The sequence below is a fragment of the Flavobacterium galactosi genome (assembly GCF_048158585.1).
In the GTDB taxonomy this organism is placed as follows: domain Bacteria; phylum Bacteroidota; class Bacteroidia; order Flavobacteriales; family Flavobacteriaceae; genus Flavobacterium; species Flavobacterium galactosi.
Genome location: NZ_JBLNKV010000003.1, coordinates 26,244 through 49,051 on the forward strand (window position 1 = coordinate 26,244; position 22,808 = coordinate 49,051).

The 22,808-nt window shown below is 34.4% G+C and carries 18 protein-coding genes; 14 read left to right on the forward strand and 4 right to left on the reverse strand.

The genetic code is table 11. The features are described from left to right. Positions 1 to 177 precede the first annotated feature (177 nt). The 4 genes from ACM55M_RS06875 to ACM55M_RS06890 all read left to right on the forward strand — a co-directional run bounded on the left by ACM55M_RS06875 (position 178) and on the right by ACM55M_RS06890 (position 5,805). Positions 178 to 1,692 carry an ankyrin repeat domain-containing protein gene (locus ACM55M_RS06875; RefSeq protein ID WP_416856832.1) on the forward strand — a complete coding sequence of 505 codons (1,515 nt, stop codon included), beginning with the start codon at positions 178 to 180 and terminating at the stop codon, positions 1,690 to 1,692. Between the two features lie 4 nt (positions 1,693 to 1,696). Next, positions 1,697 to 2,179 carry a DUF2271 domain-containing protein gene (locus ACM55M_RS06880; protein WP_416856833.1) on the forward strand — a complete coding sequence of 161 codons (483 nt, stop codon included), beginning with the start codon at positions 1,697 to 1,699 and terminating at the stop codon, positions 2,177 to 2,179. A 212-nt stretch (positions 2,180 to 2,391) separates the two neighbouring features. Further along, on the forward strand, positions 2,392 to 4,590 hold the full coding sequence (locus tag ACM55M_RS06885) for a PepSY domain-containing protein (protein ID WP_416856834.1): 2,199 nt from the start codon (positions 2,392 to 2,394) through the stop codon (positions 4,588 to 4,590). 213 nt (positions 4,591 to 4,803) lie between these two features. Further along, a complete protein-coding gene (locus ACM55M_RS06890; RefSeq protein WP_416856835.1) occupies positions 4,804 to 5,805 on the forward strand; it encodes an FAD:protein FMN transferase in 1,002 nt (333 codons plus the stop codon). A 252-nt stretch (positions 5,806 to 6,057) separates the two neighbouring features. Here the strand turns inward: ACM55M_RS06890 and ACM55M_RS06895 are convergent, their stop codons facing one another. Next, a complete protein-coding gene (locus ACM55M_RS06895) occupies positions 6,058 to 7,191 on the reverse strand; it encodes an MFS transporter (protein WP_416856836.1) in 1,134 nt (377 codons plus the stop codon). Positions 7,192 to 7,651: 460 nt separating this feature from the next. Here ACM55M_RS06895 and ACM55M_RS06900 point away from each other — a divergent pair, with 460 nt between their 5' ends. The 4 genes from ACM55M_RS06900 (at position 7,652) to ACM55M_RS06915 (ending at position 12,532) form a co-directional block, all read left to right on the forward strand. Beyond that, positions 7,652 to 9,970, forward strand: coding sequence for a TonB-dependent siderophore receptor (locus ACM55M_RS06900; protein WP_416856837.1), 2,319 nt, complete (start codon positions 7,652 to 7,654; stop codon positions 9,968 to 9,970). A 117-nt stretch (positions 9,971 to 10,087) separates the two neighbouring features. Next, positions 10,088 to 10,636 (forward strand): PepSY-associated TM helix domain-containing protein, encoded by a 549-nt coding sequence (locus tag ACM55M_RS06905; protein WP_416856838.1) that lies wholly within the window; start codon positions 10,088 to 10,090, stop codon positions 10,634 to 10,636. 185 nt (positions 10,637 to 10,821) lie between these two features. Then, positions 10,822 to 12,144, forward strand: coding sequence for an APC family permease (locus ACM55M_RS06910; RefSeq protein WP_416856839.1), 1,323 nt, complete (start codon positions 10,822 to 10,824; stop codon positions 12,142 to 12,144). A 19-nt stretch (positions 12,145 to 12,163) separates the two neighbouring features. Continuing rightward, positions 12,164 to 12,532 (forward strand): VOC family protein, encoded by a 369-nt coding sequence (locus ACM55M_RS06915; RefSeq protein WP_416856840.1) that lies wholly within the window; start codon positions 12,164 to 12,166, stop codon positions 12,530 to 12,532. A gap of 95 nt (positions 12,533 to 12,627) precedes the next feature. Here the strand turns inward: ACM55M_RS06915 and ACM55M_RS06920 are convergent, their stop codons facing one another. Beyond that, on the reverse strand, positions 12,628 to 12,951 hold the full coding sequence (locus tag ACM55M_RS06920) for a hypothetical protein (protein WP_416856841.1): 324 nt from the start codon (positions 12,949 to 12,951) through the stop codon (positions 12,628 to 12,630). Between the two features lie 335 nt (positions 12,952 to 13,286). Between ACM55M_RS06920 and ACM55M_RS06925 the strand changes: the two genes are divergently transcribed. Then, positions 13,287 to 13,712, forward strand: coding sequence for an HIT family protein (locus ACM55M_RS06925; RefSeq protein WP_416856842.1), 426 nt, complete (start codon positions 13,287 to 13,289; stop codon positions 13,710 to 13,712). A 207-nt stretch (positions 13,713 to 13,919) separates the two neighbouring features. Here the strand turns inward: ACM55M_RS06925 and ACM55M_RS06930 are convergent, their stop codons facing one another. Continuing rightward, positions 13,920 to 16,553 carry a valine--tRNA ligase gene (locus ACM55M_RS06930; protein WP_416856843.1) on the reverse strand — a complete coding sequence of 878 codons (2,634 nt, stop codon included), beginning with the start codon at positions 16,551 to 16,553 and terminating at the stop codon, positions 13,920 to 13,922. A gap of 218 nt (positions 16,554 to 16,771) precedes the next feature. Here ACM55M_RS06930 and ACM55M_RS06935 point away from each other — a divergent pair, with 218 nt between their 5' ends. Next, positions 16,772 to 17,161: a DUF1573 domain-containing protein gene (locus tag ACM55M_RS06935; protein ID WP_416856844.1), complete on the forward strand. Its 390-nt coding sequence runs from the start codon at positions 16,772 to 16,774 to the stop codon at positions 17,159 to 17,161. A 54-nt stretch (positions 17,162 to 17,215) separates the two neighbouring features. On the opposite strand, the gene ACM55M_RS06940 is transcribed toward ACM55M_RS06935, so the two are convergent. Next, complete coding sequence (locus ACM55M_RS06940; RefSeq protein WP_416856845.1) at positions 17,216 to 18,547, reverse strand: PDZ domain-containing protein; 1,332 nt, start codon at positions 18,545 to 18,547, stop codon at positions 17,216 to 17,218. Positions 18,548 to 18,672: 125 nt separating this feature from the next. Between ACM55M_RS06940 and ACM55M_RS06945 the strand changes: the two genes are divergently transcribed. From ACM55M_RS06945 to yidD, 4 genes are all read left to right on the forward strand, one after another. Continuing rightward, positions 18,673 to 19,893: a pyridoxal phosphate-dependent aminotransferase gene (locus tag ACM55M_RS06945; RefSeq protein WP_416856846.1), complete on the forward strand. Its 1,221-nt coding sequence runs from the start codon at positions 18,673 to 18,675 to the stop codon at positions 19,891 to 19,893. 232 nt (positions 19,894 to 20,125) lie between these two features. Then, on the forward strand, positions 20,126 to 20,797 hold the full coding sequence (gene folE / locus ACM55M_RS06950) for a GTP cyclohydrolase I FolE (RefSeq protein WP_416856847.1): 672 nt from the start codon (positions 20,126 to 20,128) through the stop codon (positions 20,795 to 20,797). A gap of 152 nt (positions 20,798 to 20,949) precedes the next feature. After that, a complete protein-coding gene (gene cysS / locus ACM55M_RS06955; protein WP_416856848.1) occupies positions 20,950 to 22,428 on the forward strand; it encodes a cysteine--tRNA ligase in 1,479 nt (492 codons plus the stop codon). Between the two features lie 85 nt (positions 22,429 to 22,513). Beyond that, positions 22,514 to 22,762: a membrane protein insertion efficiency factor YidD gene (yidD, locus tag ACM55M_RS06960; protein ID WP_416856849.1), complete on the forward strand. Its 249-nt coding sequence runs from the start codon at positions 22,514 to 22,516 to the stop codon at positions 22,760 to 22,762. Positions 22,763 to 22,808: the final 46 nt, after the last annotated feature.

The following is a 22,808-nucleotide window of genomic DNA, read 5'->3' on the forward strand; positions in this document are numbered from 1 at the left end:
AATTAGAATGTGGCAGACAAGTTTAAAAAAAACACAATAAAATTTTCTATTAATAGGGTAAATAATAATTGATATTATACTATTTATTTTTACATTTGCATTATTTTTATTTATTCTAAATAACCAAGATTAAACAAACACACTTTTGATATTAATAAGAACCTTTATAAAAAATTCATGAAACAGCATCTTTTTATTTCTTTTGCCTTAGTCGCTACTTTATTTGTTAGTGCACAGCAAAAAAACACACTTTTGGAGCAGTCTTTTTGGAAAACAGCACCAGATGTAAACACAGTTAAAGCTGAAATAGCAAAAGGAAACAGCCCGTCAGCATCAACATCAAATGCTTTTGATGTAACCGTTATGGCAATTAATAATGATGCGCCTGCGGCTACTATAAAATTCTTATTGGAACAACCCGGGAATGAAGTCACTAAATCCACACACGACAACCGCATTTATTTACACTGGGCGGCTAATAAAGGAAATCTAGAAATAGTAGAATACCTTATAGCCAAAGGATCAGACATTAACTTAGAAGACAGCCAAGGCACAACCCCAATTACATTTGCAGCCAATAGTGGTCAAAACAATACCGCTGTTTACGAGGCTTTTTTTAAAGCTGGAATAGACCCTAAGAAAAAATACAAAGACGGATTAAACCTATTGCTTATGGCGATACCTTTTGACAAAGACGGTACACTTTCAAACTATTTCGTTTCGAAAGGATTGTCTCTTTCAGCTGTTGATTCCGATGGCAATACTGCCTTTAATTATGCAGCAAGAACTGGTAACGTAACACTTTTAAAAACGCTATTAGAAAAAGGAGTAAAATACAATGATAATGCATTAATTATTGCCGCACAAGGTTCTCGTAGAGAAGCAAATACTTTAGAAACTTATAAATACTTGGTAGAGGAACTAAAAATAAAACCGACAGTAACCAGTAAAACAGGAGAAACTGTACTTCATTTTCTGGTAAGTAAACCAAAACAAACTGAAATCATCAACTACTTTTTAGCCAAAGGAGTAGATGCCAATAAAGCTGATAACGAAGGGAATACTCCATTAATGGTTGCTGCCGCATCCAGAGAAATTGCTGCACTAGAACTGTTATTGCCAATAGTAAAAAACAACAATCTGCAAAATAGCAAAGGAGAGTCGGCATTGACAATGGCAGTGAAGTCAGGTACTCCTGAAGCTGTGACACTTCTTTTGAGTAAAGGTGCTGCTATCAAAGTTGAAGACAAAGATGGAAACAACTTAGGATATTACTTAATACAATCGTACCGACCACAAATGGCAATGGGGCGTGGACCAGAAGCGGCTAATGCACCAAAACAAGATCCTTTTACTACTAAAATAAAATTGCTTCAGGATAAAGGATTAAACTTAGCCACTCCTCAAAAAGACGGCAGTACCTTATACCACTTCGCTCTAGCCAAAAATGATTTAACTTTACTGAAAAAAATTGCCGATTTAAACATAGACATAAACGCAAAAAACAAAAATGGTTTAACAGCGTTGCACAAAGCAGCTATGATTTCTAAAGACGATACTATCTTAAAATACTTGGTATCTATCGGTGCCAAAAAAGACATTAACACCGATTTTGACGAAAGCGCATATGCCTTGGCAAAAGAAAATGAGTCTTTAACAAAAAATAACGTATCTCTAGAATTTTTAAAATAATATTATGACGTCAATACTAAAAATAGGCCTAACAGGTGCGTTACTATGCCTTTTATCTTTCCAAGCTGCTGCACAAAACACTAAATACAAATGCATGCTCCAAATGTCTAACTATATGGGAGAAGGCGCTTATATTGTGGTTTCACTTGTAAACGCCAAAGGCGAATATGACAAAACGCTGTATGTAATGGGTGACGATAAAAAATGGCACAAAACTCTTAAAGAATGGCATAAATACTATTCTAAAAAACCTTCGGATATCAGTGCCAAAACAGGAGCTTCAGTAACTGGCGGTGACCGTAGTATAACCACCATAGAAATTGAAGATGCTAAAATCAACAAAGGGTATAAATTGCGATTTGAAACAGCAGTAGAAGATCATAAATATTACACCGCTGATTTAGAAATCCCTCTTACCACCCAAGGGATGGCTGAAAAAACAGAAGGTAAAGGGTATATTCGCTACGTAAGATTAAGCAAAATCTAAATATTGAACTTTTTTATCTGCGAAAATCTGCAAAATCTGCGTGAAAATAATAGCACGCAGATTTCGCAGATTTTCGCAGATTTTTTTTAAAATAAATACGCTTAATAGAAACTTAGAAAAATATAATTTTCTAAAAAAGCTTAAAAATAAAATCTGAAAAGCAAATCTATTTTATTTTTAACAATCAATAATTCCTAAATACAATTACATCAATGACTCTTTCTTTTTGGCGTTACACACACTTAACTTTGGCTGTATTTTCTGCTGCATTTTTAGTGTTGGCATCGGTAACTGGTGTCATACTCGCAGTCGATGCAATACAGGAGAAAACACTGCCCTACCGAGTAGAAAATTTTGAAAAAATAACGCTTGGGGAAACCTTGCCTATACTGCGCAAAACCTATCCTGAAATAACAGAATTAAGTGTTGACCACAATCAATTTGTGACGCTGCAAGGTATTGGTCAGGAAAACAATGATGTCAATGCCTATATTAATCCCAAAACCGGAAAAATAGTAGGTACACCCCTAAAAAAAAGTGACTTTATCCAATGGACTACAGCGCTCCACCGTTCTCTATTTCTTAAAGAAACCGGGCGTTTTTTTGTTGGTTTTATTTCCTTTTTGTTGGTATTGATTTCCATTTCGGGTTTCACTCTGGTTCTTAACAGGCAAAGAGGCCTCCGCAATTTCTTTTCCAAAGTCATCAAAGACTATTTTGCTCAATATTACCATGTTGTATTGGGTAGATTGGCGCTACTTCCCATTCTGATAATTGCCCTTTCTGGAACGTATTTAACCTTAGAAAAGTTTAACTTTTTTATCGAAAAAACAGATACAGAAGAAAAAACAGAAATGGCAGAAACTACGACTATTTCAAAAAAAGATACTGAATCGTCCATACTTAAAAATACACTTCTGGCTGATGTACAAAAAATTGAATTCCCTTTTTCGGATGATCCCGAGGAATATTATATTATTACATTAAAGGACCGAGAAATCGAAGTCAACCAAATTACTGGCGCAATTGTACGTGAAATTCCTTTTCCGCTGCAAACTTTAGTTTCGGATTTGAGTCTTGATTTGCATACTGGGAGAGCAAGTATTTTATGGGCGATAATTTTAGCAATAGCGAGTTTAAATATCCTCTTTTTTATCTACTCCGGTTTTGCCATGACTTTAAAGCGAAGATCAAGTCGCATTAAAAACAAATACAAACCCGAAGACAGTATATTCATTTTGTTAGTAGGATCAGAGAATGGCAGTTCACTTCGATTTGCCAATGCCATTCATAAACAATTGCTTGCTTACGGACAAAGTGCTTACATTACTCAGCTTAATAATTATGCTGTTTTTCCAAAAGCAGAACATCTTATTGTATTTACTTCAACCCACGGACTGGGCGACCCTCCTTCTAATGGAAGTAAATTTATAGCACTGATAAACAAAACCGAACAAAAGCAAAAAATCAATGTTTCGGTGGTAGGTTTTGGTTCAAAGGCGTATCCTGATTTTTGTGGTTTTGCACGTGACATTGATGTCGTATTTGCAAAACAGAGTTGGGCGGAACGCTTTTTAGAATTACAAACCGTAAATGACAAATCGGCTGAAGAATTTGTAGGTTGGATAAAATTATGGCGTACCAAAACAGGAATTCCTCTTTCCTCCACCCCATCATTATACAATCATGTTCCAAAAGGGTTGCAAAAGTTGATGGTACTTGATAAAACTGCCATTTCTGATACGGAACATACTTTTTTACTCACATTACGAGCTAATATGAGCGCTAAATTTACGTCGGGCGACCTCTTGGCTATTTATCCTGCAAATGACACACGTGAACGCCTCTACTCTATCGGAAATCACAACGGCAACATACAATTAGTGGTAAAACTGCATCCTTCTGGTTTGGGTTCAGGCTATTTATATGATGTTGAACCTGGTTCGATTATAAAAGCAAGAATCCTCAAGAACGCTGCTTTTCACTTCCCGAAAAAGGCATCCAAAGTGGCGCTAATTTCAAATGGAACCGGTATTGCGCCCTTCCTGGGAATGATGGAACAAAATAAGAAAAAAACAGCCATTCATTTGTATTGTGGTTTTCGAAAAGCAACTGAAACTGTTTTAGGGTATGAGAAATTTGCTGCTGAAATGATTCAAAAACAGCAGCTTAAAAGTTTTCATGTGGCGTTATCTCGCGAAACGAAACATCATTATGTAATGGATCTAATCAAACGAGATGCTGATTTTTTCATGGATTTGCTGACACAAGGAGGTGTTGTAATGATTTGCGGTTCGCTTGCCATGCAAAAGGACGTGGAATTTGCCCTTAATGAATTATGTGTTGCAAGAGCAACTATGGGAATTGCAGACTATAAAGCTAATGGACAAGTGCTGACGGATTGTTATTAAGTCCTCTCCGAAGGAGAAGGAGCCAAAACTGGATAAATAACCAATAATGTTTTTATATAAATATATGGATTGGTTATTGCTCCGCGTGAGTCATGGCAGTGGAGCTCTTTTTAGGAGAGGCTTTTTTTGCCTCACATAAAAAAGCGGGAACGTAGAGCACGACCCGAAGTTTTTACGGAGGGTCACGCCCAAATTATTTTAACACTGAATTTTATGTCTAGAAAACACTTCTTTTTGCTGATTGCGATACTTTTTGTGAGTCAAGGAAGTTATGCACAAATCGTACGAAAAAGAACCACCCTACTTATGGGCGGCCGATTTGACATTACCATTGTAGCAAAGGATTCATTATCGGCAGAACAAAACATAGACGCTGTTATTGCAGAAATTACACGAATCGAAAATTTGATATCTGACTGGAAACCGGACTCGCAAGTATCCAAAGTGAACCAAAACGCAGGTATTCGGCCAGTGAAAGTAGATAGAGAAGTTTTTGAATTAACGCAAAGAGCGATTCGGTTTTCTGAAGTGACCAATGGCGGTTTTGACATCAGCTTTGCGGCAATGGATAAAATCTGGAAGTTTGACGGTTCCATGATTGCGATGCCTTCGGCGGAAGCCATTAAGAAATCGGTTGAAAAAGTGGGGTATAAAAATATAATCTTGGATAGTGCTCAATCCACCATTTTTCTGAAACTAAAAGGGATGAAGATTGGATTTGGCGCATTAGGAGAAGGGTATGCCACCGATAAATGCCGGGATATGATGCTTGCAAAAGGGATTAAAGCCGGGATTATAAACGGATCAGGAGATATGAGTACTTGGGGAAAACAGCCTAATGGGAAAGCTTGGAATATCGGTATTACGAATCCTTTTCATCCTGAAAAACTTTTAGCTGTTGTCCCATTAAAACAAGATGCTGTTACTACTTCGGGCAGCTATGAAAAATTTGTTGTTTTTAATGGCAAACGCTATTCGCATATCATCAATCCAGCAACGGGTTATCCCGCGACAGGATTATGCAGTGTGACTGTTTTTGGACCTAATGCAGAAACGGCAAACGGTTTGAGTACTTCGTTAATGGTTTTAGGAAAAACAGCAGGACTGCTTCTACTCAACAAATACCCTGATTATAGTTGTTTAATGATTACAGATGATGGAAAAGTAGTGAAATCAAAAAACTTCCCAATCAAAAAACTTAAGGCGCGGCTTTGATTACTGTACCCTTTATTACACTAAGAAATTAAATAATATTGCTGCAAAGACACGAAGTAATTAATACCGTTAGTACATATAAATTAGTCCAACCATTATAGTTTTTAACCGTATAAGGTAGGTAAGGTCATTTAAATTCAACTATTTTGAATTCATAATGGTACACCTTAAAAATCACTTCTTTGATTTTAAATTTGCGTCTTTGTGCCTTTGTGGCAAAAACAAGCTTACTATTTTGTGGTCTTGGTAAATTCAATTTTCCTCTCTAATTTGATTGACCATCAAAATCATAATGACTCCTAAAAAAGCCATTATCAAAAAGGCCCATTTCATACTTAAGATTTCAGAAATAAATCCAACCATTGGCGGTACAATCAAAAAACCAAGATATCCAATAGTAGAAATGGATGTAAGTGCATTACCGTTACTCAAGCCTTTTGATTTTCCAGCGATACTAAAAATCAATGGAACCACGCAAGAAACACCTATTCCAATCAAAAAATAACCTACTATCGTGGGATATATAAAGGGCAATAAAAAACAAATTAAAAATCCTACCGTGATAAAAACACCGCTGATTAATAATATTTGTTTGATACCAAATTTCATTACCGCAAAATCTCCCAAAAAACGCCCTAAAGTAACTGCTGTCATAAAAAAAACAAAAGCTGCAGTGGTTAGTTTTGGCGAAGCATGCAATATATTTTGAAAATAGATTCCACTCCAGTCGTACATCGTATTTTCGCAAGCCATGGCAACAAAACAGATTAGAGCAAACTTAATCAAATTTTTATCGGGCATCGAAAAGAATTTTCTTTTCTCTTGTAAAGGTTCTGTTTGAATGGTCATTGGATAAAAACAAGCTGTAATCGCCATCATAGCAACACTTATTCCCAGTAAATGATACGATGGTACTATATTTTGAGTTACCATCACATATCCTAAACCTGCGCCTGCAAATCCTGCCAAACTCCAAACTGCATGAAAAGTAGTCATAATCGATTTTGGATACAATTTTTGAACTTCTAAGGCTTGTGCATTCATTGATAAATTCAGAATATTTCGGGAAGCTCCAAATAATAAAAGAATAATTACTAATTGCCAAACAAAAGCGGTAAAACCCGGTAAAGCCAAGAAAAAATTAAATAAAATAGCCCCCAATAACATACAATAACGACTGCTATACTTATTTAATAATCTTCCTGTAAAAGGCATTGTTAGTATCAAACCAATTGGAAATGCGAATAAAACGGCTCCAAATTGTGCCTCACTTAAATGCAATTGCGCTTTGATACTAGGAATACGAGATGCCCAAGATGAATATCCAAATCCCGAGACGAAAAAAAACACTGTGTTTGCTAATCTATATCCTTTGGGGGAATCCATTACATTTTTAAAATAGGGTACAATCATTTTAGGGAATAGTTCAATTTATTTCGACTGCAAAATTAAGGTTTTTTAAGCTTTTTTTATAGGAAATACTATTAACCTCCAGTTTTTCAACTTACTCAACAATAAAAGAAAAGTAGTACCGAAAAGTTAGCTCGCAGAGCCAGAGTTTACATTATTGCTTTAACAAAAATTAACATAAAAAGATTTTCAAACTCTTTTCTCAGGCTTAATTTCAGAACTTACAGGAGCAAAAAAATAATCTCACCCTAGAAAAAGACCAAAAAAAGGAAGTTTTATACAAAAAAAATTATTTTTAAAAACCATAAAAAATTGAAATACAAACAGTTAAATACATCATAAAACTTTATTAATATTTAATCTAAATAAGTTTTGTTAATTGAAATGCGGGTTTTACATTTGCATTGTTATTTTTAATTATTCCAAATAAACAATCATGAAATATATTTTACTCCCAACATTAACCTTATTATTTAGTTTATCTTGTTTAGCACAAGAATCAGCAAATGCTTCTGATGATAAAAATTATGATGAAATTTTCGGTACAATGACCGACACTATAAAAAACAAAAAAGGAGGAGCACTTAAAGAAGTTATTGTTACAGCCAATAAAGAGAAAAAGCCAGTATCTGTATTAAGATCAGGTTTAAAACCAATGGATATCCCACAAAGTGTTCAGGTTATCGGTGCTGAAATTATTGAGCAACAACAAGCTATTCGTTTAAGCGATGTTATAAAAAATGCCAATGGGGTTTATGTAGGTTCCGCACGTGGTGGTGCACAGGAATCATTATGGTCAAGGGGATATGATATGTCTGCCAACAACATGTTCAAAAATGGGTTTCGTTTTAATGCAGGTTCTATCCCAGAGGTATCTTCTTTAGAAAGAGTAGAGTTTCTAAAAGGAGGTTCAGCATTATTATTTGGAAACGTAACACCTGGAGGAATCTTGAATTTGGTTACTAAAACCCCACAATTTACCCAAGGCGGGCAACTATCCATGCAAGTGGGAAGCTATGCCTTTTACAAACCTGCGATTGATTTTTACGGACCAATAAACAAATTTATAGCCTATAGGTTTAATGCTTCCTACGAAAATTCAGAAAGTTTTAGAGATTTTGTAAAAAATGACCGTATTTATATTAATCCTTCGGTTTTGTTTAAAATTTCAGACAAGACACAAATTACAGCACAAGGAGATTATTTAAGTGCTGATTGGACTCCTGATTTTGGTACAGGAATCTTTGGAAAAACCATTTTAGATATTCCAAGCAATAAATATTTTGGTGCACTTTGGTCAACAGGAAACACTAAATCATCTAGTGCATCGGTACTATTCAATCACGATTTTAACAGCAACTGGAAATTAGGTTTCAATTCTTCTTTTCAATCGTACCACAGAACTCAAAAATCTACTGCACAGTTAAACACGATTGATGTCAATGGAAATTGGAAACGTGGTTTAACACAATCTGACGCTGCCGAAAAAATATTTGCAGATCAATTGAGTTTGCAAGGAACTTTTAAGACAGGAAGTATCAAGCACCAAATATTCACAGGAGTTGATTATGAAAATTCTTCCGCACCAAGTTATACTTATGGCTTTTATGCTACCCCAACAAGTACAACAGCTATCACTACCGAAAACACTGCTATAAATCTTTTTAATTACGATTATAGCACACAAAGTCTGAATGTGCCATATCTTACTAGAGCAACACAACTAGCTACCACAGATACTGAACGTTTTGGTGTATATGCGCAAGATTTAATTTCGGTTAACAATTATATCAAGGTTCTGGCAGGACTGCGTTGGTCATGGCAAGAAAGTGATGTTACAACCTCTAAAGAAGTAATAGGGAAAATTAATGGAGTTGACACAATTACTACTACTCTTGAAAATGCAATCCCTACAACAGGAGTCAAAACCTTAAACAGAGCCTACTCTCCAAAAGCAGGATTGGTAATTCAACCTAATAAAGATTTATCTTTGTTTGCTAGTTATTCGAACTCATTTACTCCTAATACAGGAACAACAGTAGATTTAAAACCATTAGATCCTTCGATCATAGACCAATATGAGGCTGGTATCAAAAAAGATTTCTGGAAAGGAATATTGAGCACCAATGTAACGGTATATCAAATCCAAAACAGCAATTTTGCTCAAACAGTTCAGTTTGGAACTGATGGTATTTCGCCAAACGTAAACACCAATTTAAAAGAATTAGTTGGAGGAACAAAAGGAAAAGGAATTGAAGCAGATATTACTGCTAGACCAGTTGTAGGTTTGAACATCAATGCTGGATATAGCTTTAATGAAACCAAAATTTCAAAATCTTCAGGAACAAGCGGAAGCCTTGTAGTAGGAGATCTTTTAGCTAGAACTCCAAAACATACCGCCAATTTAAGTTTTTTCTACAAATTACCAAGCGGCGTATTGAAGGGACTAACTTTTGGAGCTATCGGAAGTTATATTGGTAACCGTACAGGAGGTTGGAATGACCGTTATGTATGGACAGAAAACAAACCAGTAACTACTCCAAAAACATATACTGTTACTATCGAAGACCGAGATATTCCACTACAAGGTTACACCACCGTTGATGCGTCTGTAGGTTACGATTGGGAAAAAGTATCGATTTTATGTAAAGTATCTAACATTACTGATGAATTGAACTATACCGTTCACGAAAATTATAGTGTGAACCCAATTGCACCACGTCAAGTAATGGTAAGCTTAAAATACAAGCTATAGTTTAAAATTTTTAGTTTAATTTTTCTAAAACTTTTTCTGTTTCTTTCAATTTTTTGAAAAGCAGAAAAAGTTTTTTGGTTTACCAAAATAAAAATAGTTTTTATAAAAAAATGAAAAATGAAAAAAATCAACTTCAGGAATTTACACCGTGATTTAGGCTATTTCTATATTGGATTAATTGTTTCCTTTGCCTTTTCAGGGCTTATGATGAACCACAGAGAATCTTGGCATCCTGATAAATATACCACTGAAACAAAAGCCATTGAAATACAATTACCCGAAGAAAGCCAAATCAACGAAAAATTTGCTGAAGATTTAGGAAAAAAACTAGGCATCGATGACAAAATAAGACGTCACATGGTAAAAAAAGGAACGTTTAAAATTTCTTTTGAAAAACACGACGTTGAAATTGATATGAAAACAGGAAAAGGTGAAATCATATCTTTTCTAAAAACCCCTATTATTAGCCAATCCATGAGCTTGCATAAAAACAACTCTAATTTTTGGATTTATTATTCTGATATTTTTGCGATAAGTTTAATCATCATCGCTTTGACAGGAACTATAATGATAAAAGCCGGAAAATTCAGTTGGAAAAACAGAGGCTGGAAACTGGCAGTAGCCGGAGTTATATTTCCATTGCTGTTTTTGATTTTATTTGGTTAAAATAAATCTTTAAAAAAAGTAACAAACCTCGTTTAGAAATAGACGAGGTTTTTTGTTTTAAAAAAGATAGCGCATTTTAACTATATTTGATAGACTAATTGATTTATTCACGAATTCAACATACTAAATTTCAATTTATTTTCATTACCGTTTTAGTCTAAAAAGTGGACCCGAAATAAATCATTATGAAAAATTCAAAAAACAACCAATTAAAAAAAAGTCTAGGCCTTAGTTTTGGTATTGCGGTATTAATAGGAGGTACAATTGGTGTTGGAATTCTGCGCACACCGGGCGCTATAGCAGGTATGTTAGATAATTATTGGCTTATAATTACCTGTTGGATTTTTGGAGGATTATATATTTTAATTGGTGCAAATTCTTATGCAGAATTAGCCACAATGCTGCCCAAGGCTGGTGGATCTTACAATTATATAAAAAGAGCTTTTGGAGATTATGCCGGGTTTATATCAGGTTGGTTTGATTATATTACAAATGCAATTCCACCTGCTTTTTACTGTATTGTCATCAGTGAATATAGTGTTATTTTATTTCCATCTTTGGAAAGTTATAATACCATTATTGCCATTGCCTTTTTAATTGCATTTACCTTTCTTCATGTGAGTGGTGTAAAAAATGGCAGTTTTATCCAACAACTGACAAGTGTTATCAAAGTCGTTTTCTTTGTGGCATTGATTGTTGCCTGTTTCATGTATTCGGGTCTAAAATTAAATTCTTTTGAAAAAGACACCCCTTTACTTGAAATGGGAGTTCTTTTCGGATTTTTCAAATCACTTCAATTAATAATTGGTACGTATGACGGTTGGTACTCCGTTTGCTTTTTTGCAGAAGAAGATAAGAATCCAAGTAAAAACATTCCTAAATCATTATATACCGGAGCTATAATCGTCATAGTACTTTATGTATTACTAAATATGGCATTTTTTCATGTGTTACCTGTGGCTTCTTTAGCCAATTCACCTTTGGCTGCCGCCGATGTAGCTAAGGTAGTTTTTGGAAATAATGGTGCAATTATAGTAACCGTTATTGCTGTTTTTTCTTTAATTAGTATTCTAAATGCCTATATGATGATACCGGCAAGAATACTATTTGGATTGAGCCGTGATGGATTTTTTATTAATAAAGGAACTGCTATAAATAAAGGCGGCACTCCAATAGTATCCCTTTTAGTCTCATCTCTATTTAGTTTATTCTTGATTGTTATAGGCTCATTTGAAGTATTATTTTCATTTGGGACTTTCATGTCAGTTATTGTTTGGGGATTGGCCTATTGCTCGCTTATAAAATTAAGAAATAAAGAGCCTAATTTACCCAGACCTTATCGCTCCTGGGGTTATCCTTGGTCAACACTATTTGTGATTGTAGCTACATTAGCACTATTGATAGGGTTTGCTTATAGCGACAGGAAAAATTTTGTTATCATTTTAATCATTACGTTACTTTCCTATCCCGCCTTTTTGTTTCTAAATCGTAATAATAAAAAAGAATAATCACTAAACCAGATTAGCAATGGAACACAAAGCAAAATCAATTCGGCCTTTCATAGGAGCTAAAAATTATGAGTTATCGCGTAATTTTTATCGTGACCTAGGTTTCCAAGAAAGCATTTTATCTTCTGATATGTCCTATTTCGATACACAAGGATTCGGCTTTTATTTGCAAAATGCTTACGTTAAAGATTGGATAGACAACACTATGGTTTTTATGGAAGTTGATAATGCCAAACGATTTTGGAATGAATTATTGGAATTAGATCTTGCTTCTAAATATGACAATATTAGATTAACGCCAATCCGTGAGTTAGAATGGGGAAAAGAATGTTTCGTACACGATCCTTCAGGAATTCTGTGGCATTTTGGAGAATTCAATACCAAATAACTTCATAAAGTTCCGCTATTTTTTTAAGAGAAGGCAAGTAAAGATTACAAACAAGTACACTTTATATTCAGAATATAAAGAAATCATAAAAAACCTTAATGGATTAGAATTCCGTTCTCTTCAAGTATTTCAAAAAGGCTGATACTTTGATTTGGATCATATTTCTCAATCCCACTTTCATACCATTTCTCTATCATATCGATTTGATGCGAAGTATACCCATCATCATCTATAGGTAAGCCAAGCAAACCTGCAATAAGAAAATCTTCCAAGACTTTGTCAGTAACAATACGTTGGGGAATTCCTTCACTAATATATCCGTTCATTCTCTCATAATCCAATCTACCAGAATTAAATCCAGCGACAAGAGCATCATTTTTTTTCCCTCCGTTAAATTGCTGAAATGGATTCAAACCCATTGAATATCCTTCAACATAATCTTGTCTATAAGCCGGACTAAATATTTTTTTCATTTCTTTATTAATGTGGTATTTGACAATTATTCATCAAACATATTAACAATATGTCAGTAAATACGCAAAAATCGTTAAAAGGGAGAAATACTCTTTAAATCGCAACATCAGTAACGTTTATCGATAAAATATCGTCACACTACAACCATAAAATCTCATGACTAGTTTTTATGAAATAGGCTCTATTTCTTTTCTTGTCACAAGAAACATTCTTACACCTTTAATTTTAATGATTATTTCACTAGTTTTGAAGCAACCTTAATTATTTACATAAAAAAATTATGCCAACACCTATTTCAGAATGTTTATACTGTCAAAATAACGACACCTTGAATCAATTAATGATAAAAATTTGCGATTTAGAAGTGTCTCAACTATTCTTATTTAAAGAACAATCCTACTTAGGCCGTTGCAATGTAGTCTATAAAGATCATGGTATTGAATTTTATGAATTGAGCGATGAACAACGCAATGCCTATATGCGTGATGTAGCAACAGTAGGAAAAGCAATTGCCGCAGCCTTTAATCCTACTAAAATAAACTACGGAGCTTTTAGCGATACATTATCTCATCTACATATGCACATTGTTCCAAAATACAAAGATGGATATGGTTTTGGAAGTGTTTTTGAAATGAATCCACAAAAAACACTGCTATCTGATACGGAATATGCTGAGGTAATCGAAAAAATAAAATCAAATCTATAAAACAGAAAAATCCCATTCGCACGAATGGGATTTTTTTATTTAATGTCTTTATCCTAAAAAAATATTTTAATTTGGGCGTGTCCCTTCGTAAAAACTTCGGGTCGTGCTGTTCGTTCCCGCTTTTTTATTAGAGGCAAAAAAAGCCTCTCATAAAAAGAGCTCCACTACCATCACTCACGCAAAACAAAAAACGGATAGATTTCCAGATTATTTCAATCCAGCCAAACTGTGCTCGATGGTTTCAATTTTAGATAAAGCATCTGCTTCTTTTTGTCTTTCATTTGCCAAAACTTTCTCCGGCGCACCACCCACAAATTTCTCGTTCGCAAGTTTGTTTTGAACGGATTTCAAGAAACCTTGCGTATACACCAACTCGGCAGTCAATTTTGCAATTTCTTCCTCCACATTGATACTTCCGGTAATCGGGATGAAATACTCATTTGATTTTACACGGAAAGATAACGCGCCATCCACTTTATCCGAAACATATTCCAGTGAAGTGATATTCCCTAATTTAGTCACCACCGAATCAAAATAAGTAGATGCTTTATCATTGTTCACCACTTTCAATTCAATAGTGTCTTTGAATGGAATATTCTTGTCTTTACGAATCGTTCTAATTCCAGAAATCACTTCAATTGTACTTTCAAAATCAGCAATTAAACGGGCATTGAAAGGTTTCAATTCTGGCCAAGTCGAAACGATTAAAGCTTCTTCAGTTATTCTTTCGGCAAGAATTTGCCAAATTTCCTCTGTCAAGAACGGCATAAACGGATGCAATAATTTCATGTTATTTTCAAGCATTTCTATCGCTTTCGCAAAAGTCACGCTGTCAATAGGTTGTTGGTATGCTGGTTTTATCATTTCCAGAAACCAAGAACAGAAATCGTCCCAAACCAATTTATAAATTCCCATTAAAGCATCGGAAATTCTATATTTTTCAAAATTATCTTCAATTTCCAAAAGTGTTTGTTGCAATTTGGCTTCATACCATTCAATTGCCACTTTGGATGATTCCGGTTGCGGTATAGCATCCGAAACTTCCCAACCTTTTATCAGTTTGAAGGCATTCCAGATTTTATTGGTAAACGCTTTTCCTTGGTTACACAATTCTTCGTCAAACATGATGTCATTTCCAGCAGAAGCGCTCAAAAGCAACCCTACACGAACACCATCAGCGCCAAATTTTTCGATTAAATCCAAAGGATCAGGAGAATTCCCTAATGATTTAGACATTTTACGTCTTTGTTTGTCACGAACCAAACCAGTCAAATACACATTTGTAAATGGTTTTTTACCCGTATATTCATAACCCGCAATAATCATTCTCGCAACCCAGAAAAACAAAATATCCGGACCCGTTACTAAATCATTGGTTGGATAATAATATTTAAAATCTTCGCTTTCCGGATCCATAATTCCGCCAAAAACGGACATTGGCCACAGCCAAGAAGAAAACCAAGTATCTAAAGCATCAACATCTTGTTTTAGGTTTTCGGTGGTTAGGTTTTGGTTTTTCGTTTTAGCCTTTGCTAAAACTAAAGCCTCTTCGATAGATTCAGCAACCACGAAATCTTCTTTTCCGTCCCCGTAGAAATAGGCTGGAATTTGTTGTCCCCACCATAATTGACGCGAAATATTCCAATCGCGGATATTATTTAACCAATGTGCATACGTATTATTAAAACGAGCTGGATGCAATTTGATTTCGCCATCTTCTAAAACAGATTTGATTGCTGGTTTTACCAAATCTTCCATTTTCAAGAACCATTGGTCTGATAAACGAGGCTCGATAACTGCTTTGGTTCTTTCAGAAGTTCCAACTTTATTCAGGTGAATTTCTGTTTTGGCCAAAGCACCCATAGTTTCTAATTCTTTGGCGATTGCCTCACGAACCACAAAACGATCTTTTCCCCGGTAATCCAATCCAAAACTATTCAAAGTCGCATCTTCGTTGAAAATATCAATAATTTCAAGATTGTGCTTCTCCCCTAGCGTTTTGTCATTCATATCGTGGGCAGGAGTTACTTTCAAACAACCTGTTCCAAATTCGATATCAACATATTCATCTTCAATAATAGGAATAACTCTTCCGCAAATAGGCACAATCGCTTTTTTGCCTTTCAAATGAGTAAAACGTTCGTCATTTGGATTAATACAAATCGCGGTATCTCCAAAAATAGTTTCCGGACGTGTTGTAGCAATCGTCAGAAAGTCTTCACTTCCTTCGATTTTATATTTTAGGAAATACAATTTCCCCTGTTGTTCTTCATAAATTACTTCCTCGTCAGATAAAGTAGTTTTTGCTTCAGGATCCCAGTTTACCATGCGGTATCCTCTATAAATCAAACCTTTGTTATATAAATCTACGAAAGAACGAATTACAGATGCTGACATATCAGGATCCATGGTGAACTTGGTTCGTTCCCAATCACAAGAAGCACCTAATTTTTTTAATTGGTCCAAAATTACACCACCATATTTGTCAGTCCATTCCCAAGCATGCGCCAAAAATTCTTCACGAGATAAATCATTTTTATTGATTCCTTCTGCTTTTAATTTCGCTACAACTTTAGCTTCAGTCGCTATAGAAGCATGGTCTGTTCCAGGAACCCAACAAGCGTTGAACCCTTTTAGACGTGCTCTTCTGATTAATACATCTTGAATGGTGTTATTTAACATGTGTCCCATGTGTAAAACCCCGGTAACATTGGGTGGTGGAATTACAATGGTATATGGCGTTCTATGGTCTGGTTCCGAATGAAAATAATTATTCTTCATCCAGTAGTCATACCACTTATTCTCAATAGTTTTGGCGTCAAATTGTGCAGGAATTGTCATTTTATTGTGGATTCGTTTAATCGTTAAATTCGATTGTTTGTTTGTTTAGTTAAACGAATAACCAAAGCAACAAATAACCTTTTAAAATTTGGTCTGATATTTGTAATTCTAATTGGGAGCAAAAGTAAATAATTAAGTACACTATAAAAAGAGAAATAAAAATTTGTGCATTAATTAAAACAAAGTACTTTTACTTTACCGAATCTAAAAAAATGAAAATGAAAAAAATAATTACTTTAATCGCAATACTATTTGTAAGCAGCATGGGTTTTGCACAATCTGGAGCTAAAATTGATTTTGCGGCTAAAGACAATACCATTGATTATGGGAAGGTTTCTAAGGGAAGTGACAACGGGATAAGAATATTTGAATTTACAAATACCGGAGACGCACCCTTAATTATTACCAATGTTTTATCTACCTGTGGATGTACCGTTCCGACAAAACCCGCAGGACCAATTATGCCTGGGAAAACTGGAAAAATTGAAGTTAAATACAACATGACTCCAGGTCCTATTCGTAAAACTATTACTGTAGAATCTAACGCAGTAAATTATGAAGACGGCAGAGTCGCGCTAAAAATAAAAGGAGAAGTTATTGGCAATTAAATACTTTTTTACAAATAGTAAGCGCTTTTTGAAATCATTCAAAAAGCGCTTTTTTTATAGAATATTTTTAAGCTGAAACCTAATTTTGTAAATTTGACCATTTCTTAGAATTTCTAAAGAAATCCAATTTTCTTCTTCCGACTTAAATAGAGAATTAATTTCCTGCAAAGAATATTTGTATGCAAAAAATTTATTAATTGAGACAATTATATCCCCTTTTTGTAAACCACTATTTGCTGCAGATGAATTTTTTCGGACATTAGTAATTTCATAAATAGGTTTTAAATTAAATTTATATTTAAAATCGCTAGTGTTATTCTTTAATGTAAAAGGATTATCAGTAGACACCACTGTAGGAACCGTCTCCAGAGGTACCGTTTCTTGCACCCATTGCAAACCATTATGCTGTATTTCAACTCCGCTTTTATTATAATTAAACGGCGAGTAATATTCTTTGTTTTTCTTTAAATACAAAAAGCCGTTAGTGTAATCAAAAACAACTAAAAATCTTCTTAAAATTTCACTCCCAACAGAACCTACTCTACCTGAAACCATTTTTACATTCCGAACGGAACTGGAATCCGGGAAAGCAACAATAGGATTATGAAATTCAAACTCCGCTACTTTAAATTTTGTAATTCGGGCTCTTTTCCCTTCAATATCTCCACTAAATCCTTTGCCCAAATAATCCTCAAAACTTTTAGAAGGAAGTTTTATTAATGTAGAACGATTTTCAAAAAGCCAAATTGCATCACTATTGCCAATATCAATTAATAATTTTGCAGGAAGCTCAACGGAATCTATAGTCACTGTACTTATTATGTAAGGTTTTAGTCTTTCTATTGCAATAGCAACTTTTTCAAATTTTTTTCCTGTTTTTTTTCTGTTTTTTTCAATATTCCTATGAACAATTATTCTTTTTCTATCGTAATTGATTTCAACCAGATTATTTCTAAAAAATTGATATCCAATGATCCCGTTCACTGGAATTCCTACATGAGAAGACAAATTGAATTCATCATCCAAAACTATATATAGTAAGTATTTCTTGGCCTTTAATCCTCCTATTTCCAGGATATTATTAGTAGATTTTAACCCTTCGATGGCGTCTTCACTCCCTAACCCCCGCAAAGTGATTTTTTCGACATTAGAAAATTCAATTTCTTTTTTTTCTTCCAAACTAAACAGAATAGTTTCTTCAACACCAGAATCTAACAAAAAAATTAATTCTACACCATTGACCTTGATAGGAATGAAAATTAAATTATTAATGAATTTGAAGGGAATAGTCACTTTATCAACCTCTTTACTAAACTCAAAGCCATCTTGTGCTAAAATAGTCAAGGAGCTGATAAAGAGAAAAAACAATATAATTACCTTTTTCATTAAAAATTGTTTCTATAAAGTTACAAAAATTACAACATAATTATGTGTTTTTCTTACCAAATAGACGTACTAATTGCTGTAAATTTGGAAAAAAATTTGCAAATTTGCATTTCAATAATTAAATCATGCCAGAAATATCAAACAGAGGCAAGCAAATGCCCGAATCACCAATACGAAAATTGGCTCCTTTTGCTGACATGGCTAAGAAAAAAGGCCACAAAGTATATCATTTAAACATAGGTCAACCCGATATAAAAAGCCCAGAAGCAGCCATTAAAGCCATTAAAAATATTGATTTAACTATTATTGAATATGGCCCTTCAGCTGGTTATGAAAGTTATAGAAAAAAATTAGCTCAATTTTATACCAATCAAGATGTAAGAGTATCTTTTGAAGACATAATGATTACAACAGGAGGGTCTGAGGCACTTTTATTTGCTTTGGGAAGCATTATGGATCAGGGAGATGAAATCATTATCCCGGAACCCTTTTACGCTAATTATAGTGCTTTTTCAGCAGAATCCGGTGCTACGGTGGTTCCTGTAAATTCTGTTTTTGAAAGTGGCTTTACGTTACCTCCAATTGAAGACTTTGAAAAACTAATTACTCAAAAAACGAAAGCAATTTTAATTTGTAATCCAAGTAACCCTACTGGTTATTTGTATTCTGAATCAGAAATTTTGCAATTGGGTAAACTTGCTAAACAATACGATTTATTCTTGATTGCTGATGAAGTATACAGAGAATTTATATATGATGAAGACATTCATTATTCTGTAATGAATCTAGAAGGACTGGAACAAAATGTGATCATGATAGATTCTGTGTCCAAACGTTACAGCATGTGTGGGGCGAGAATTGGATGTATGGTTACAAAAAACAAAGAGGTAATTTCAGCAGCGATGAAATTTGCCCAAGCCCGTTTGTGTCCTCCAACAATTGAACAAATAGCTTGCGAAGCAGCCATCGATACTCCTCAAAGTTATTTTGACGAAGTAATTACAGAATATAAAGAGCGTAGAGATACCTTAATTTCCGAATTAAATAAAATTGAAGGTGTAATCGTTACCAAACCTAAAGCTGCTTTTTATTGTATCGCACAACTTCCTGTTGACAATACAGATGATTTTGCACAATGGCTTTTAGAAAGTTATGATTTGAATGGTGAAACCGTAATGGTTGCTCCTGCTGCCGGTTTTTATTCGACCCCAGGAATGGGATTAAACCAAGTGCGCATTGCTTATGTTCTTAAAAAAGAAGATCTAATTAGCGCCGTTCGGATTCTAAAAGAAGCAATTCCCGTTTATAATTCAACTCGATTAAAAAAATTAATTGAAGCTGAATAATTAAAAAATACTTTTTGTTATTCTATTGATAACCCAAAGATTTTAAATAAATTACAAAAGGCAGTAACCAAAAAGTTATTGCCTTAATTTTTTTAAAGCAATTAGAAAATCCTGCTTTGCCGATGAACGCTATAAAGTCATCATTAAATAGTATAAACGATAGAAATTCTTTAGTTTTTATTAATTATCTTTACCCCTTAAATTTACATACCCAATATAATAGTACCTTTTGATGATAAATAACGAAGAATTTCAAGACGAGATAGGAAACAATCATATTAGTACAAGTGCAAAAAATCCATTAAGAGAAGATGCATTTGCTATTTCAGATGAAGAAAAAATAGAAAAAATTAAAAAAGACGTTGAAAATATTCTGATTACACTTGGAATGGATTTGACAGATGACAGCATGAAAGGAACCCCAAATCGTGTTGCTAAAATGTTTGTAAAAGAAATTTTCGGAGGATTGAATCCTACAAAAAAGCCAAAAGCATCTACTTTTGACAACAATTACAAATACGGCGAAATGTTAGTCGAAAAAAACATTACTCTTTATTCTACTTGTGAACATCATTTATTACCAATTATAGGAAGAGCTCACGTAGCTTATATTTCTAATGGAAGAGTAATTGGACTTTCTAAAATGAATAGAATCGTAGAATATTATTCTAAAAGACCTCAGGTTCAAGAGCGTTTAACGATGCAAATCGTTCAAGAATTACAAATGGCATTAGGTACTGAAGATGTTGCTTGTGTGATTGATGCCAAACATCTTTGCGTGAATTCAAGAGGAATTAGCGATATTGAAAGTAGCACGGTTACCTCTGAATTTGGAGGGAAATTTAAAGATGTTCAAACTCGTAGAGAATTTTTGGATTATATTAAATTAGAGACGAAGTTCTAAAATACAAAAAAAATCTATTTAACCGATAAGCCCTAGCCCTGATGGAAGCGACATCCTTTCTAGTCCTGAACTTGTTTCAGGATATGAAACAAGTTCAGGACTAGAAAGGATATAGCGTACAGCGGGAAAAAGCTCCAAAAAAAAAAACACAAATGCCATTATATAAAAGTCAAACTCTAAAAATATACAATTCTCTTTCGGGAGAAAAAGAAACATTTACACCTATTCATGAAGGCAGTGTTGGAGTGTATGTTTGCGGACCAACGGTTTACAGCAATGTGCATCTTGGCAATGTGAGAACGTTCATGTCATTTGATGTGATATTTAGGTATTTTTTGCATTTGGATTATAAGGTACGCTATGTTCGTAATATTACTGATGTGGGGCATATTGTAGATGATGTGGATGAAGGAGAGGATAAAATTGCGAAAAAAGCACGTTTGGAGCAATTGGAACCCATGGAAGTTGTACAGCGTTACACGGTGGATTTCCATGATATTTTGAATGCCTTTAACTTTTTACCGCCAAGTATTGAACCAACGGCAACAGGCCATATCATTGAACAAATTGAAATTATCAAGACTATTATCAACAAAGGAATTGGGTATGAAGCCAATGGATCTGTTTATTTTGATGTGGTTAAATTCAATGAAACCAATCATTATGGTAGATTAAGCGGTCGAAATATTGAAGACATGCTTGCTAATACCAGAGATCTTGACGGACAAAGCGACAAAAGAAATCCACAAGATTTTGCGCTTTGGAAAAAAGCCGAACCACAACATATTATGCGTTGGCCTTCGCCTTGGAGCGACGGTTTCCCTGGATGGCACCTTGAATGCACTGCCATGAGCACTAAATATTTAGGCAATCATTTTGACATTCACGGAGGCGGAATGGATTTAAAATTCCCGCATCATGAATGTGAAATTGCGCAAAACGAAGCTTGCACCGGGCAAACACCTGTAAATTATTGGCTACATGCGAATATGCTGACATTAAACGGCAAAAAAATGGCTAAATCTACTGGGAATAATATTTTGCCAAGAGAAATATTGACCGGAGAAAACAGCATTTTAAGCAAAGCTTTTTCGGCATCGGTAGCGCGTTTCTTTATGTTACAAGCACATTATAGAAGTATTCTTGATTTCTCCGACGATGCCATTGTTGCGGCTGAAAAAGGATATAAGAGATTAATGGAGGCGATAGATTCCCTAAAAGATTTAAACGCCAGTCCAAACTCTACGATCGATATTTCCAGTTGGAAACAATCGTGTTACGATGCAATGAATGATGATTTTAACACTCCTATTCTAATTGCACAACTATTTGAAGGCGTTCGTTTTATCAATCTGTTAAAAGAAGGAAAAGAAACCCTAACCGCGGAAGACTTAAAAACATTTACGGCTGCTATTAATGGTTTTGTACTTGATGTTCTGGGATTAGAGGACGAGAAAATTTCCGACAGTAATAATGATAAATTAGAAGGCACAGTAAATCTGTTGATTGACATGCGAAAACAAGCCAGAGACAATAAAAATTTCGCATTGTCTGATCAGATTCGGGATCAATTGATTGCTTTAGGCATTCAATTAAAAGACGGAAAAGAAGGCACTACTTTTAGCATCTAGACAGCCGTTCCGAGGACTGATTAAAAAATTGGATGTTGAATAACAAATATTGGATGTTGAAATTTTAATTTCGAATACTAGAATCATGCTATCAAAAATCCTGATTTTTTCATTTGTACTCCTTGTTCGGTTTTACCAAACCGCAATATCACCCTTTACACCATCTGCATGCAGATTTCAACCTACCTGTTCTTCCTATATGATAATAGCGCTACAAACGCACGGGTTATTTTATGGCAGTTTTTTGGGTATAAAAAGAATTTTAAGCTGCCATCCCTGGGGAAGAAGTGGTTATGATCCCGTTCCGGAAAAAAAATGCAATCATAAACATTAACTTTATATAAGTACTATTTTTACTTTAAATATATATTTTTACAATT

Bases quoted from the DNA above. Each gene is read 5' to 3' on its own strand.
- ACM55M_RS06875 (WP_416856832.1), top strand. From the start codon at position 178: ATGAAACAGCATCTTTTTATTTCTTTTGCCTTAGTCGCTACTTTATTT.
- ACM55M_RS06880 (WP_416856833.1), top strand. From the start codon at position 1,697: ATGACGTCAATACTAAAAATAGGCCTAACAGGTGCGTTACTATGCCTT.
- ACM55M_RS06885 (WP_416856834.1), top strand. From the start codon at position 2,392: ATGACTCTTTCTTTTTGGCGTTACACACACTTAACTTTGGCTGTATTT.
- ACM55M_RS06890 (WP_416856835.1), top strand. From the start codon at position 4,804: ATGTCTAGAAAACACTTCTTTTTGCTGATTGCGATACTTTTTGTGAGT.
- ACM55M_RS06895 (WP_416856836.1), bottom strand. From the start codon at position 7,191: ATGGATTCCCCCAAAGGATATAGATTAGCAAACACAGTGTTTTTTTTC.
- ACM55M_RS06900 (WP_416856837.1), top strand. From the start codon at position 7,652: ATGAAATATATTTTACTCCCAACATTAACCTTATTATTTAGTTTATCT.
- ACM55M_RS06905 (WP_416856838.1), top strand. From the start codon at position 10,088: ATGAAAAAAATCAACTTCAGGAATTTACACCGTGATTTAGGCTATTTC.
- ACM55M_RS06910 (WP_416856839.1), top strand. From the start codon at position 10,822: ATGAAAAATTCAAAAAACAACCAATTAAAAAAAAGTCTAGGCCTTAGT.
- ACM55M_RS06915 (WP_416856840.1), top strand. From the start codon at position 12,164: ATGGAACACAAAGCAAAATCAATTCGGCCTTTCATAGGAGCTAAAAAT.
- ACM55M_RS06920 (WP_416856841.1), bottom strand. From the start codon at position 12,951: ATGGGTTTGAATCCATTTCAGCAATTTAACGGAGGGAAAAAAAATGAT.
- ACM55M_RS06925 (WP_416856842.1), top strand. From the start codon at position 13,287: ATGCCAACACCTATTTCAGAATGTTTATACTGTCAAAATAACGACACC.
- ACM55M_RS06930 (WP_416856843.1), bottom strand. From the start codon at position 16,553: ATGACAATTCCTGCACAATTTGACGCCAAAACTATTGAGAATAAGTGG.
- ACM55M_RS06935 (WP_416856844.1), top strand. From the start codon at position 16,772: ATGAAAAAAATAATTACTTTAATCGCAATACTATTTGTAAGCAGCATG.
- ACM55M_RS06940 (WP_416856845.1), bottom strand. From the start codon at position 18,547: ATGAAAAAGGTAATTATATTGTTTTTTCTCTTTATCAGCTCCTTGACT.
- ACM55M_RS06945 (WP_416856846.1), top strand. From the start codon at position 18,673: ATGCCAGAAATATCAAACAGAGGCAAGCAAATGCCCGAATCACCAATA.
- folE (WP_416856847.1), top strand. From the start codon at position 20,126: ATGATAAATAACGAAGAATTTCAAGACGAGATAGGAAACAATCATATT.
- cysS (WP_416856848.1), top strand. From the start codon at position 20,950: ATGCCATTATATAAAAGTCAAACTCTAAAAATATACAATTCTCTTTCG.
- yidD (WP_416856849.1), top strand. From the start codon at position 22,514: ATGCTATCAAAAATCCTGATTTTTTCATTTGTACTCCTTGTTCGGTTT.